Annotated in this window: 11 protein-coding genes; all 11 read right to left on the reverse strand. The window is 65.9% G+C overall.

Annotated features, from left to right (window positions below):
* Positions 1-12: 12 nt before the first annotated feature.
* Entirely contained in the window at positions 13-2,223 is a 2,211-nt protein-coding gene (locus WKW79_RS25125; protein ID WP_340337945.1) for a type VI secretion system Vgr family protein, read from the reverse strand.
* 141 nt (positions 2,224-2,364) lie between these two features.
* Entirely contained in the window at positions 2,365-2,532 is a 168-nt protein-coding gene (locus WKW79_RS25130; protein WP_340337946.1) for a hypothetical protein, read from the reverse strand.
* 4 nt (positions 2,533-2,536) lie between these two features.
* Positions 2,537-4,915, reverse strand: a complete 2,379-nt coding sequence (locus tag WKW79_RS25135; RefSeq protein WP_340337947.1) for a TIGR02270 family protein — start codon at positions 4,913-4,915, stop codon at positions 2,537-2,539.
* Complete coding sequence (locus WKW79_RS25140; protein WP_340337948.1) at positions 4,902-5,927, reverse strand: DUF2169 family type VI secretion system accessory protein; 1,026 nt, start codon at positions 5,925-5,927, stop codon at positions 4,902-4,904. Before WKW79_RS25140 ends, WKW79_RS25135 begins: the two co-directional genes overlap by 14 nt.
* A gap of 17 nt (positions 5,928-5,944) precedes the next feature.
* Positions 5,945-6,451, reverse strand: a complete 507-nt coding sequence (locus WKW79_RS25145) for an SMI1/KNR4 family protein (protein ID WP_340337949.1) — start codon at positions 6,449-6,451, stop codon at positions 5,945-5,947.
* Between the two features lie 39 nt (positions 6,452-6,490).
* On the reverse strand, positions 6,491-6,865 hold the full coding sequence (locus tag WKW79_RS25150) for a hypothetical protein (RefSeq protein ID WP_340337950.1): 375 nt from the start codon (positions 6,863-6,865) through the stop codon (positions 6,491-6,493).
* Positions 6,866-6,982: 117 nt separating this feature from the next.
* Positions 6,983-7,375, reverse strand: a complete 393-nt coding sequence (locus WKW79_RS25155) for a DUF4150 domain-containing protein (protein ID WP_340337951.1) — start codon at positions 7,373-7,375, stop codon at positions 6,983-6,985.
* Between the two features lie 23 nt (positions 7,376-7,398).
* Entirely contained in the window at positions 7,399-7,944 is a 546-nt protein-coding gene (locus tag WKW79_RS25160) for a DUF6484 domain-containing protein (RefSeq protein ID WP_340337952.1), read from the reverse strand.
* Between the two features lie 11 nt (positions 7,945-7,955).
* Positions 7,956-10,340, reverse strand: coding sequence for a type VI secretion system Vgr family protein (locus tag WKW79_RS25165; protein ID WP_340337953.1), 2,385 nt, complete (start codon positions 10,338-10,340; stop codon positions 7,956-7,958).
* A 76-nt stretch (positions 10,341-10,416) separates the two neighbouring features.
* Positions 10,417-11,823 carry a tetratricopeptide repeat protein gene (locus WKW79_RS25170; RefSeq protein ID WP_340337954.1) on the reverse strand — a complete coding sequence of 469 codons (1,407 nt, stop codon included), beginning with the start codon at positions 11,821-11,823 and terminating at the stop codon, positions 10,417-10,419.
* Positions 11,820-12,821, reverse strand: coding sequence for a M91 family zinc metallopeptidase (locus tag WKW79_RS25175; RefSeq protein ID WP_340337955.1), 1,002 nt, complete (start codon positions 12,819-12,821; stop codon positions 11,820-11,822). The genes WKW79_RS25170 and WKW79_RS25175 overlap by 4 nt, the downstream gene beginning before the upstream one ends.
* Positions 12,822-12,836 lie beyond the last annotated feature (15 nt).

Genomic DNA, 12,836 nt, shown 5'->3' on the forward strand with positions numbered 1-12,836 from the left:
GGCAGTCGCTCATCAATTGATCTTCACCACCGCGCCGGTGATCTCGTGCATGCCGACCGCCGACGCATTGATGGCCGCGCCCGAGACGTTCACCTTGGCCTTGTCGCAGGTCACCTGCTGGTTGCCCACGCCGAGCTGAGCCTGGGTGCCGCCGCTGAAGACCACGTTGGGGGCCGAGCCCTTGAGCTCTGCATCGCCGATTTCCGTGATCTTCTTGCTGAGGATCGTGACGGTGCTGGAGCCGTCGATCGTGATGTTCACGCCCTTCAGCGTGATGGTCCCGTCCTTGGCCATCCACAGGTTGCTGGAACCCGTGTGCAGCTGGATGCTCTCCGTGGCATGGATGTAGACCGGGCCCTTGACGGTGGTCGTCTGCGAGGTGTCGTAGTCCTCGGTGAGCGCCGCCTTCACGTGGTAGTGCGCGGTGCCGGTGGCCACGTTGTGGTCGTAGGTGCCGGTCGAGATCTTGATGGCGGTGTTTCCCTTGATGGTCTCGGTGTGCGTGCCGGTCCGGACCTCGATGGTGCGGTTGCCGGTCTCGACGATGTGCTTCTCGTCGTGCTTCACGGTGGTGTTCAGGTCGTACTGGGCATGGACGACGATCTGTTCCTTGCCCGCGGTGTCGTTCATCGACATCTCGTTGTAGCCCTTGCCCTTGTGCGTGTTGGTCTTCAGGCCGCTCACCACCGCATCACCGGGCAGCGAGTACGGCGGCATGCTCTCGCCGTTGTAGAAGCGCCCGACGATGATGGGCTGGTCCGGGTCGCCCTCCAGGAAGTCGACGATCACCTCCTGCCCGATGCGCGGGATGCTGACCGAGCCCCAACCCTTGCCGGCCCACGGCTGCGACACGCGGATCCAGCAGGAGCTGTTCTCATCGCGCTTGCCGTAGCGGTCCCAGTGGAACTGCACCTTCACGCGGCCGTACTTGTCGGTCCAGATCTCCTCGCCGGACTTGCCCACCACGATCGCGCATTGCGGGCCGGGCATGCGTGCGCGCGGCGTCAGGCGCGGCGGGCGCCAGTGCATGTCGATGGGCAGCAGCGTGAGCAGGAACGCACTGCTCCCCTGGATGCCTGTGCGCAGTTCCGGCAGTTCGTCGATCAGGTCCTCGAAGGCGCGGCGCGAATCTGCATTGACGGCATCGTCGTCCAGCGCGCATTGCAGCACGGCCACCAGCGAACGTGTGGCATCGGTTGGATGGAGCCCCTCGTAGCCCGGGTGACTGGCCACGAAGGTGCAGCCGGCGATGACGTATTCGCCGTCGTTCGAGCCATCGCCATTGCCCTTGTATTCGAAGCGCTTGCCGACGGCCACGTCGGGCCAATGGGTGAAGGCCCAGTGCCGCTGGCGGCGGCCGACCAGTTCGTCGACGCGCACGGTGGCGATGCTGTCGGTGTCGTCGCCGTCGATGTAGCCGCCGGGAAACTCGAAGGCCTCCAGATCGGCCAGTTCGTGCGCGTCAGGGTCGCCCTTGTCCGCGCTGAGCTCCTTGCTGACGACGGTGAAGTCGTTGTCGCGCGAGGCGAACTTGCCGGTGTCGAACTGCCGCATGCTGGCAAAGCGCGTGACCTCGTTGAAGCGCGATTCGCTGCTGCCGTGCGGATCGAATTGCAGGGTGTCCGCGGCCGGCAGCTTGTCGTGCGCGAGGTCGATCGCGTCGGACAGGTGCATGGTGCCCGGCGCATCGTGGGCGTCGAACCAGTAGTAGATGCCCTCTTCCTCCAGCAGGCGCGACAGGAAGGCATGGTCGCTCTCCTGGTACTGAACACAATAGGTGTGCGGCTTGTGCGCGCCGATCACGTCCTTGGACTTGAGCTTCTTCAGGCGCTTGATGGGGCTGTCCTCGAGCACATCCTCCATCACGGCGAGCACCTCCTTGTCTTGGAGGATGCGCGAGTTCGTGCGCTTGGTGAGCAGCCAGAACCAGGAGCGCAGCGTGATGCGGTATTCGAAATGGCGCCCGACGCTGTTCAGCCGGATGAAGCGCGTCGCATGGCCCTGGCAATGGCGCTCATGGGCCGTGCCCTCGCTGTCCTGGAACTGGATGACGATGTCGAAGGCATGGCCGAGGATGTCCTTGGCGGTGATGGCGCCGCTCTCGGACAGCACCGTGAGTTCGTAGAAGGAGGCACGCGAGAGCCCTTCATGCCCAGCGATGCTCCAGAACATCAAGTCCGATGCGACAGGCGATTCGCTCCTGATCTGAAATTCGGCGGCCACTGCGTCCATCCCTTCGTGCGGAAGTAAGTGCACACGAGGTAACTATGGGCGGAGGTCCGGCGATGGTCCATACCGCCTCTGTCATTGGCCGATGAACGTACTCACGCAAGGGGATGACAGGCGCGGGGAACGGTGGTCCAGTCACATGCTGGACCACCACAGCCAGGCGGACACTGCGCCGAAGATCAGCGCGATGAGCAGCCAGGTGCGGCTCGCCGGGCCGAGCTTGAAGCCCTCGCGCGAGATGCGCCAGAGGGCGGCGATCAGGAACACCGCGGCCAGGGCCGGGAGGAGGAACTTTGCCGCCATGGGGTCAGCCGCTCATGGCATCCAGCCAGCGCTGCTGGCGCCAGGCGGGCGCGCTGGTGGGGAACAGTTTCGTCCCGGGATTCATCAGGCAAAGATGCAGGGCTGCGGCCTTGCGCTGGCGCTGAACGCCGGTCTTCAGGATGGACAGGCAGTGCGCCGATGTGGGCGGCGCGCCCATGAAGTACCGGGTGCCCTCGGTGAAGCGATGGCTGTTGGCCTGCCACCACCCCTGGACCTTTGCCGCGTCGGGCCACGGCAGGCCGTCGTCCTCGTCCATGGCGACGCGTTCGTCGTCAGGATCGTCGCTCGGCCCTGCGGCTTCCCCCTCGGGCGGCTTGCGATCCAGTCCGAGCGCCACGAGATCCACCCCGCACATGTCGCGAAAGGCCTCGCCCGCGAGGCGCGCGAGCGTCGCGTCCTCCATTTGCCGGATCAACCATGCAAGGTAGTGGACATCGCCCGCGGCGCCGACGCACTGCACCAGCAGGCGCGAGGCGACACCGCTGCGCGCCACCGCACCCAGCAGAGTGCGCACCTGGGCAGGATCCACCAGCCTGCACAGGCACTGCAGCGCCGCGCGTCGATGCGGCCCATCGGCCAGCGCCGATTCGCGCAGGGCGCCGATGGCGGCGCCCCGGTTGCCGAGCAACACCGCGGAATGCGCGGCTTGAAACCGGCACTCAGCATCTTCGTCGCCCAGGGCCTTGATGCAATCCGCGAGCAGATCGGTACGCCCCAGTTCGCCCGCCGTGCGCAGGCCGCGCGCGCGCAACACGGCAAGGTCATCCGACAGGGCCGCGTCCAGGAACTTCAGCGGATCGATCCGGTGCATCGCACTGGCGACGATGCCGGCGCATCGCCTGTCGGCATGGCTCGACGCCAGCAGTTGCCTGACCGTTCCCCGCAGGTATTGGGCGGAAACCCAGCCGAATGCCGAACGCAGGCCGACGCCGAGTTGCGGCATGGATTCGGCCGCCGGAAAAAGCGATTCCAGTCCCGCCGCGTTGCCGTCCTCGATCATGCGCACCGCTGTCGCGAACATCTGTCCGGCACTGCTGTTCGACAGGGCCGCCAGCGACTCCTCCGACTGCACGCAGTGGCGCGCAGCATCGCCCGCCAGTGACAGGGCCCGGGCATGGGCATTCAGGCGTTGGTCCAGGAGCGCAAGCGCCCTCAAGCCGGAATCCGGCGCATCGAGCCGCCCGGCCCGCAGGCCCCAGAGAAAACCCATCTCGTCGACGTGCTGGCCAAGGATGCGGCGATAGTCCTCGGACACCATCGCCTTGGACCGGACTTGGGGCGCGGGACAACTGCTCGCTCGGACGGCGGTGAGCGCGGCACGCTCGCCCGATTCGCTCGATGCGACGACCATGAATCTTGTCTCGGGAGGCGCGTCCCTCAGCCAGAAGGCACCGAGCCCGATGTTCATGGCCGCGGACACGGCCCCGACATCGCCGAGGCAGTCCGCCGGGTGCATGAGTTCGGGCGCCATGCCCCTTGCATCGAGCACGCGGATGCTGGCCAAGCCCCACTCCAGCGCGCGGATGTTTTCGCCGTTCAGGTCGCAGTAGATCCTGCCGATGGTGCTGTCGTAGCCTGAAGGCCCGGGTGGCAGCACCGCGCGCAATGCCTTCGACAACGCCACGGCGCGGGAATGGTCCGGCGGCGCATCCTGCGGCTCGGTCCCCTGGAAGCTGTGACGCTCGATGTGGCACAGGGTCGGCGCACCGCGCTGGACAGCGCCCGGCGGCGACTCCACCACGAGGAACGCCGCAGCCTCGCCCGGGATCAGGCCGTCCACCTGCAGCTCGGTCTTCAGGCGGTCGCAGCGTTGCAGCCAGCGCAGCACGCGCAACTGGATCAAGGTGTCGGCGCCCCCGACGAGGCAGATGGCCCGCTCGCGTCTGGACAGCACCTGGCCGGCCATGGCCAGAGCCGCCATGGCGCCCGCCGGCCCCGCGAACACCTCATGGCAGATGACATGGGCCGATGGCAGCGACAGTTGCCGCAGGAACTCTACGAAGTACGGTCCCTGCGGTTCCAGCCGGTAGCCTTCACGGTCTCGTGAAGGCTGCGTCCAGAAGATGTGGCACTCCAGCGGACCGAGCGCCGGGTCCAGATGCGCTTGGTCGAGCGCCTCCTTCGCAGCACGGAACGCGAAATCCCAGAGGCGCCGCACATGGCCGTGCCTGGGATCGACGTCGATCGCCGGGCAACCGACCAGTTCGTTGCCACCGCGATCCGGAATGCGCAGCACATGCATTTCCGAGATGCCGCACTCCAGCGATGCGGCGGCGCCGTGCGCATCGTCTCCCAGCGCGCTCACGAGCCCGAAGCCGGTGAGCGCCAGTTGCGGCGCGAATGCGAGGTCACCGGGGCGCATGCGACAACCTTTGCAAGGTGGAAAGGCGGATCGGGAAGGCCGTGACCGTCTCGACATCGAGGATCTTGGCCGGGCATTGAATGGGGTGTCGCCACACCATGTGGAACTTGTTGTCGTCCGGCATGAAGGTGAGCGTGTCGAGCGCCGCCAGCCTGCGCTGCGGCTCGCCGATGCGGAACTGCACGCTCAAGGCCAGGGCCTTGCCCGGCAGCGAGAAGCGCAGCGGGCCATGCGGCGAGACACCCACCAGCTCGACGGCTTCGTCGCCCTGGAGGTAGGGCGAACATCGAAGGTCCGGATGCGATGCCTGGAAATACCGATGGTCGAAATCATGCGGCGGAAGGGGAAACTGCTCCTCCTTCCATGCCTCGTCATAGGTCCCGACGAAGGACTTGCGCGGTTGCCAGTTGCCGGGCACGAACCCGAAGCCTTGTGGCGCCGGCCGATCGGACCAGCTCGAGATCAGGTGCGACGGATCCTCGATGTTTGGCAACGGCGACCCACTGTCCGGCGCGTCGACATGGAATCCGACACCCGCTGGGTTACGTTCCTCCTCGGTCTCTTCCGCGCTGCCGCCGAACGCGCGCTCGTAGACCAGCGGCATGCGCGTGAACGGCTGGGCCTCGGAGATCGACAGGCCGCCCAGGCCGCGTTCCCAGACGCGATCGCCGATCACCAGCAGGCGCTTGCGCACCGGGCCCACCGTCAATGTCACCGGCATCCGCGTGGCCGCGGTGCCGGCCATCGCGTGCGCGTGGCCGACCAGGCCGATATCGGTGGCCGCCTTGTACAGCGCCGCATCGGAGGCGGCGACGACACTGGAGCGGCCCGGCTCCCCCAGGAAGACATCCGCGAGCGTCACGGCGTCCTGCTCGGGCGCCAAGCTCACGTTGCCTTGCAGGTCCACCAGGCAGGTGGCCTTGATGACGACCACCAGCCGGAAGCGACCGTCCGCATCCTGCGCGGGCAGCATTTCTCCCTGGAAGCCGGTTTGATTGACGAGGACGGACACGAAGTACGCTGCCGCTGCTAGCGCTTGCGCCGGATGAGCCGCTTCAGGCGATCTCGTTGCGCTTCCAGCAACTTGACCAGTCCGTCGTAGCGCGTCAGCTCGCCATCGTCCCACCAGACCGCCTTCATCTCGCCGTTCTTCTTGACCGTGTTGGTGTCGAACAGCAGGGCATGATTGGTGTTCAGCGCAATCGCGAAGACGATGGCTTCGACCGGTACGGGCTCGCCCTCGGCCCATTGCTCGCCCTTCCATTGGTGGACGTACCGTGCGTACTCGCCTTCCATCTGCTGCTGCACCGAGAGCAGGTCCATGTCCGAGAAGAAGCCGGTCCATCCATTGCAGATTTCCAGCAGGTCGCGGTAGGACGGCGGCAGCTTCGTGCCGAGATGCGCCTCCAGGGCATCGATCTCGGCCGGGGTGGCCGGCGCATTCATGGTCTGCACCTCGTGGACGCCGAGTACCTTGTTGTACTTCTCGGTGAGCTGGAAGATCTCGTCGACGAGGGACTTGAGCGCTTGGTTCATGGCATTCGATCCAGGAGATGAGGGTCGTGGTCGCGGCCGCTAGCACTCGGGCGCGCAATTGGCCGCCGACACGCCGGTCAGGTGAGTGACGTTGCCCCGCTTGTTCAGCTGCGTGCCGATGGACTTGTTGACCGCGGCGTCGAGGATCATGAAGGGACCCTCCGGTTTGCCACCGAACTGGATCTCCTTGACGTGGTCAGCGTTGGTCGGTCGACCATTGTTTTCGGCCCGACCCGGCACGGGGCGCATGCATTCCGCCGCATAGTTCGTTCCGCCGGATTCCGCGTACTCCTTGGCGCACTTGTTCCCCTCGTACCGGGCATCTTCATAGCGCAGCCGCATCTTGGAACCATCGGGAGCCTTCGAGATGTTCCTCAGCCCCTTGCTACCTGCGGCCTTGGCTCGCGTGTTCATGCGGCGGATCTTCGAGCAGGCCTGCTCGCGCTGGCACTTCGTCCACTTCGAACTGCATCGGATCTCTATCGGCCCGACAACCTTGACGATTGTTCCTTGCGGCATGACAGTCCGTCCCTACAGCAGCGCCGGACCCATGGCATTGAACGAGGCGCTGCCGTTCTGCTTCATCGGGTCCATCTTTCGCGGCACGTTCTGCCCCTCGATCTTCACGTCGAACGAGTAGTTCACGAACATCGCCTTGCCCCGGTTGACGTTGGAGACCACGCCACCCGCCGACCCTGCCTCGTCGCCCTTGCTGGCGCTGAAGTTGGACCCCTTCAGCATGATGCCCTCGCCGTCGGCCTTGACCGTGGTGCTCGTGTCCGCGGCGTCCGAAGATTGCGCGATGTTCGGATAGGGAATCGGCACGGGACCGGCCGGCGATGGCGTCTTGCAGACGTCCGGGAAGGCGATCGACATGCCGTCGCTGCCCTTGTGCACCAGCGTCCACGGTTGGTTGGTTCCCACGGTCACCGACATCCGTCACCTCCTCAGTTCAATTGGATCGCACCGCCGCGGATCCTGTTGAGCCCCGCGGAATGGCTCAGGACGTATTCGCCCTGGATCAGCACCTTGCCCGCCTTGGTGAGCGTGATGCTGGCCTTGCCACAGCGCAGGACCATTTGCTCCTTCGCGCTGACGACCAGCCGTTCGCCGTCCACGTCGAGCGCCGTGCTCGAGGGCGTCGCGGCAGTCGACGGGCCGACGCCCGTGCGGACGACACCCATCACGATCGGCCGGCCCGCATCCCCATCCTCGTACATGAGCACGACCTGCTTGCCGACGTGGGAGGCATCGAGGTCGACCACCGAACGGGCGCGCATCGCGCGAGACGCGCCCTGTGCGCCGGCCCGGACCAAGGCGGTCCCGCCGTCGTTGCCCAACGCGACCAGTTCTCCGAGCGCGACGCCCTGGCCCACGGCCTCGGCCCGCAATGACGCGGGCGTCGCGGGTGCCTCCACCAGCGCGCGCATGATCTCGGCGCCCTCGTGCGCTTGCGGGATCGCCCATGGAAGTCCTGCTTCTCTCATGCTCATGGCTTCTTCTTTCAGTTCTGCAAGATCTTCGAGCCCTTCATCACGATCTCGCTGCTCGCCTTGGCGCTGATCTTTCCAGAGCCTTCGATCATGATGTCCTTGCCCTTGATGGTGATGGTGCCGTCCTTCTTCATCGTGATGCTGGCACTGCCGGTGGTGATGGAGATCGAGTCGCCGGCATCGATGACGAGGTTCTTCGCCACCTTCAGCGAATCGTCCTTTCCGACCTTGGACGAACGGGCGCCGGCCACCTCGCGCGACTCATCCGCGCCGATCTTGGTGGTCAGCGCGGCGCCGACCTCGAGCGAGCACGCCGATCCGACGCTCGTCGATTGATCCGCGCCCACGCTGACCGTCTGGCTCGCCCCCACGGTGACCGCCTGCGCCGCACCCACCGTGATCTCCTGCGCCGCGCCCACCGTGATCGTCTCGTTGGCACCTACCGAATGCGTGCGCTGCAATGCCACGGTCGCCGTCTCGTTCTTCGACACGGTGATGCTGCGATTGCCGCCGATCGAAATGGTCTCGTTGATGTCCACCGTCTCCGTCCGGTTCTGATGAATCGTGATCGTCTCGTTCTTGTCCACCGTCTCCGTCCGCATCCCATGCACCGTGATCGTCTCGTTGTTGTCCACCGTCTCGGTCCGGTCGTGCTTGATGTGCGAGGTCTCGTCGTGGTCGATGGTCTTGGTGCGGTCGTGCCCCACCCAGTGCGTCTCGTCGTTCTCGACCTCGATGTCCTGGTTCTTCTCCGCATGCAGGTAGACCTGCTCGCTGCCCTTCTTGTCGTCGAAGCGGAACTCGTTGCAGTTGGCCGCGCTGCCCTTGGGGGTGGAGCGCGTGCGGAAGCCGCTCTGGGTATGGGAGTCGAAGGGCTTGGGCTGGTCGTCGTTGTAGACGCGGCCGATGATGATGGGGCGGTCCGGGTCGCCGTTGAGAAAGTCGACGATCACCTCCTGGCCGATGCGCGGGATGAAGTAGCCGCCCCAGCCCTTGCCGGCCCAGGGCTGCGACACGCGCACCCAGCAGGTGGACTTCTCGTTGCTCTCGTCGTAGCGGTCCCAGTGGAAGTGCACCTTGACACGGCCGAAGTCGTCGGCATGGATCTCGTCGCCGGCAGGGCCGACCACGATGGCGCTTTGCGGGCCGGGCATGACCACGCGCGGCGTGAGGCGCGGTGGCCGGAAGGGCGTGTCGGCCGGCAGTGCGGTGAGCATGAAGGCGCTGTTGCCGCGCATCGGCGCGATGAGGTCCGGATGGCCGCGGATGAGGTCGTGCAGCGCGGCCTCCCACTTCGCATTGATCGGGTCGTCGTCCAGCAGCTCGAGCACCACATGGCCCAGGCGCTGCACGTTGCCGTCGTTCTCGCTCAGGCCTTCGTAGCCCGGATGCGTGACGACGAAGGTGCAGGCGGCGCAGAGGTAGTCGGTGTCCGCCTCGCCCATCGGATGGCCGTGGAAGGTGAAGTCCATGCCGGCCGCGATGTCGGGCCAGCGCGTGAAGGCCCAGTTCACGCGGCGGCGCGCGGCCAGCTCTTCCATGCGCACCTTGCCGGCGTCGTCGGTGTCGTCGTTGCGGAAGAAGCCGCCGGGGAATTCGAAGGCTTCCAGGTCGGCCAGCTCGTGCGTGTCGGGGTCGGCCTTGGTCGCCTTGAGCTGCTTCTTGACGGCCTTGAAGTCGCTGTCGCGCGCGTCGTACTTGCCGGTGTCGAGGCGTCGAGAATCGACCCAGTGGCTGATCTCGTTGAAGCGCACCTCGCTCGCGCCGAAGGGGATGTAGTTGAGCGTGTTGCTGACCGGCAGCTTCTTGTGCGCGACGTCGCTGGCGTCCGCCAGGTACATGGTGCCGGGCGCGTCGTGCGCATCGAACCAGTAGTAGATGCCTTCGTCCTCCAGCAGGCGCGACAGGTAGTCGTAGTCGCTTTCCTGGTGCTGCACGCTGTAGCGCAGCGGGTTGTGCGTGCCGATGACCTTGTCGGACTTGACTTTCTTGAAGCGCTTGATGGGGCTGTCCTCGAAGGTGGCGTCGAGGATGTCCAGCACTTTCTTGTCCTGGAGGATGCGCGAGTTGAGGCGCTTGGTGAGCAGCCAGAACCAGGAGCGCAACGTGAGGCGGTATTCGAAGTAACGGCCCACGGCGCCCTTGCGCATGAAGCGCACCGCATGGCCCTGGCAGTGCCGCTCGTGCTTGCCGCCGTCCTTGTCGAGGAACTCGATCACCACGTCGAAGGCGTAGCCGAGGATGTCCTTGGCATCGATCTTCTCGTTGGTCGACAGCACCGTGAGTTCGTAGTGCGAAGGACGCGACAGCGACTCCTGGCCGACGATGGTCCAGAACATGAGGTCGGCATTGGCCGGCGAATCGCTCTTGATCAGGAACTGGAGATCAGTCGCCATGGCATTGCCTTCCATGCGGGTGTGCCATCAGGACGAATGAGCCGGCGCGGTTTCGCATGATGTGTGTGTCTGCTGCTCAGGTTGGCGCGGTTGCGGGTGCCTTGCGCGCCGAGACCACGAAGCCATCGACCGGCTTGTCCGCCTCCAGGCGCAGGTGCGCCGGTTGCGCGTCGATGGAGGTGAAGCCGGCCGCACCCAGCACCGCGTGCAGATAGCTCGCGCGATGGGCATAGCGGCCATGCGGGTTGAGGTGGAAGTCCAGTCCTTCGGCGGCGTCGTCGGGGATCGCCTCGACGGTGAAGACCAGCCAGCCACCCAGCCTCAGCGCACGCGCGGCGGCGCGCGTCACGGCGGCCAGGTCGCCGAAGTAGCAGAGCGTGTCGGCGGAGACGATGAGGTCCAGCGACTCGGCGGGCTCGCCCTCGATGAAGGCGGTGAGCTCGGCCTTGTGCAGCGCGTGATAGACCTGTCGCGGCTCGGCCCGGGCCAGCATGCGGGCCGAAAGGTCGACGCCGACCAGGCGCCGCGCATGGGGCGCGATCAGCGGGCCGCACAGGCCGGTGCCGCAACCGGCATCGAGCACGTCGAGTGTGCCTCGGGGCTCGCCGAGCAAGGCCGGCAGGGTCTGCGCGATGAGTTGCGGCGCGCGATAGCTGAGCTTGGCCAGCTTGGCATCGAAGCTGTCGGCGAAGCCGTCGAACACGCTTTCAACGTAAGCATCGGTGGCGCGCTCCGGCACGCCCTGGCCGGAGCAGGCAGCCAGGTGATGCAGGGCCTCGGGGTTGCCGGGTTCGTCCTTCAGCCACTCGTGGTACACCTGCGCCGCTTCGTCGAAGCGGCCGAGCATGTAGTAGGCCAGGCCGAGCGCCTGCCGTGTCCGGCCGTAGCGCGGCTTCAGTTCCAGCGCCTTGCTGAGCGCCTCCAGCGCCTCCTGGCTGCGCAGCAGGTTCTGCAGCAGCACGCCGAGGTTGGTGTGCGCGTCGATGTACTTCGGATCGAGTTCGACGGCGCGCCGGTAGGCCGCCTCGGAATCCGCGAGGCGGCCTTGCTGGCGCCGCAGTACGCCGAGGTTGTTCCAGATGTCGGCACGGTCCGGCCCGAGGCGCACGGCCTCCTCGTATTCCGACGCGGCCTCGTCGAGGTGGCCGGTCTCGAGCAGCACGTTGCCGAGGTTGTTGTGCCAGTCGGGCAGGCTGCTGTTCATCGCGAGCGAGCGGCGGATCAAGGCGAGCGCCCGGTCGCTCCGGCCGCGCTGGTGCTGCAGTACGCCCATGAAATGCAAGGTGTCCGCATGGTCCGGCGCCACCGCGAGGATGCGTGCGTAGACCTTCTCGGCATCGTCGAGCCCGTTGGCGCGGTGCATGGCAATCGCGAGCTTCAGCGCATCGTCCAGGCTGACTTCCTTCGCGGGCGTGAAGCCCCGCGGAAGTTGCTGGACCTGCGCGACCGGGTGGCGCCCGATGTGTTTCTTCTTCGTCTTCATGTCCAGTCGTCGTCATCGTCGCCGCCGCCCGTCATCGCCTGGCGCCGCTTGCTCATGGCCTCCTTCAGCACATCCTTGACCTTCGGCTCGAGTGCGCTCGACTTGCCCGTCCACTTCTTGTCCTTGTCGATGGCGGCGCCCTTCGGATTGATGATGCCGGTGCTGAAGTTCAGGTAGGCGTATTCGGGGCGGATGGCCAGGCCGGTGTTGTCGAATTCGATGCGAAACCTGTTCTCGGTGAAGCGCATGTTCGAGAACGGCGGCAGCCCGACCGTCATCGCTTCTTCTTCCCAGCCGTAGTGGTACAGCACATGACCCGTCATCACCCGCCAGGCATGCGTGAGTTCGTGCGCGAGCACGACCGGCAGCGGCAGGTGCAGCGGGTTCTGCGACATCGGCAAGTGCTTGACATGGTCGTCGCTGTAGTTGAGCTTCTTGTGGTTGAAGGCGATGTGGCAGTCGCTGCCCGGGCCGGGCGTGAGGAAGTCGTAGAGGTAGGCCCGGACCTTGGCGTCGGTGTTCGGATCGATCGGCTTCTTGCCGTTCTCCATCTTTTCCAGGTCGCTCGACGACACCCCCAGCAGCTTGGCCACCGCGTCGCGGCTGAGGAAGCGGGGCCGGGCCCGGCCAATGCCAAAGAAGCGCTGCACCGTCGATCGCCCGCTCAGATCCTGGCAGGCGCGGTCGAGCACGCGCTTCAATTCGACCGCCTTGCCGTAGGGCTTGTCAAGGGCCACCACCATCGAGGCTACGACATCCTCGCCGCCCTGGTACGGACCATCGTCGAGGCCCCAAGTGCGGTAGATGTCGACCACGTGCCCGCTGGCGTTGATCTCGCTGAGCAACGAATTGCCCATGTTGGTCTGCTTGATGGCATCCAGCACCTTGCGGGTGGTGTCGACGAAGTCGGTGGCCTGCGTGCCGGTCAGGGTCCCATGACCGCCCTGGCGCGTGCGGCCGCTCTTGATGCAGATGCCGGTACTGTAGATAAAGGACATGCCTTGGCTCCTTCG

The sequence above is a fragment of the Variovorax robiniae genome, from assembly GCF_037889955.1.
Lineage (GTDB): Bacteria > Pseudomonadota > Gammaproteobacteria > Burkholderiales > Burkholderiaceae_C > Variovorax > Variovorax robiniae.

Coding starts and splice junctions, on each gene's coding strand:
- WKW79_RS25130 (WP_340337946.1), bottom strand. CDS start 2,532: ATGGCGGCAAAGTTCCTCCTCCCGGCCCTGGCCGCGGTGTTCCTGATC.
- WKW79_RS25135 (WP_340337947.1), bottom strand. CDS start 4,915: ATGCGCCCCGGTGACCTCGCATTCGCGCCGCAACTGGCGCTCACCGGC.
- WKW79_RS25145 (WP_340337949.1), bottom strand. CDS start 6,451: ATGAACCAAGCGCTCAAGTCCCTCGTCGACGAGATCTTCCAGCTCACC.
- WKW79_RS25150 (WP_340337950.1), bottom strand. CDS start 6,865: ATGAACACGCGAGCCAAGGCCGCAGGTAGCAAGGGGCTGAGGAACATC.
- WKW79_RS25160 (WP_340337952.1), bottom strand. CDS start 7,944: ATGAGCATGAGAGAAGCAGGACTTCCATGGGCGATCCCGCAAGCGCAC.
- WKW79_RS25165 (WP_340337953.1), bottom strand. CDS start 10,340: ATGGCGACTGATCTCCAGTTCCTGATCAAGAGCGATTCGCCGGCCAAT.
- WKW79_RS25170 (WP_340337954.1), bottom strand. CDS start 11,823: ATGAAGACGAAGAAGAAACACATCGGGCGCCACCCGGTCGCGCAGGTC.
- WKW79_RS25175 (WP_340337955.1), bottom strand. CDS start 12,821: ATGTCCTTTATCTACAGTACCGGCATCTGCATCAAGAGCGGCCGCACG.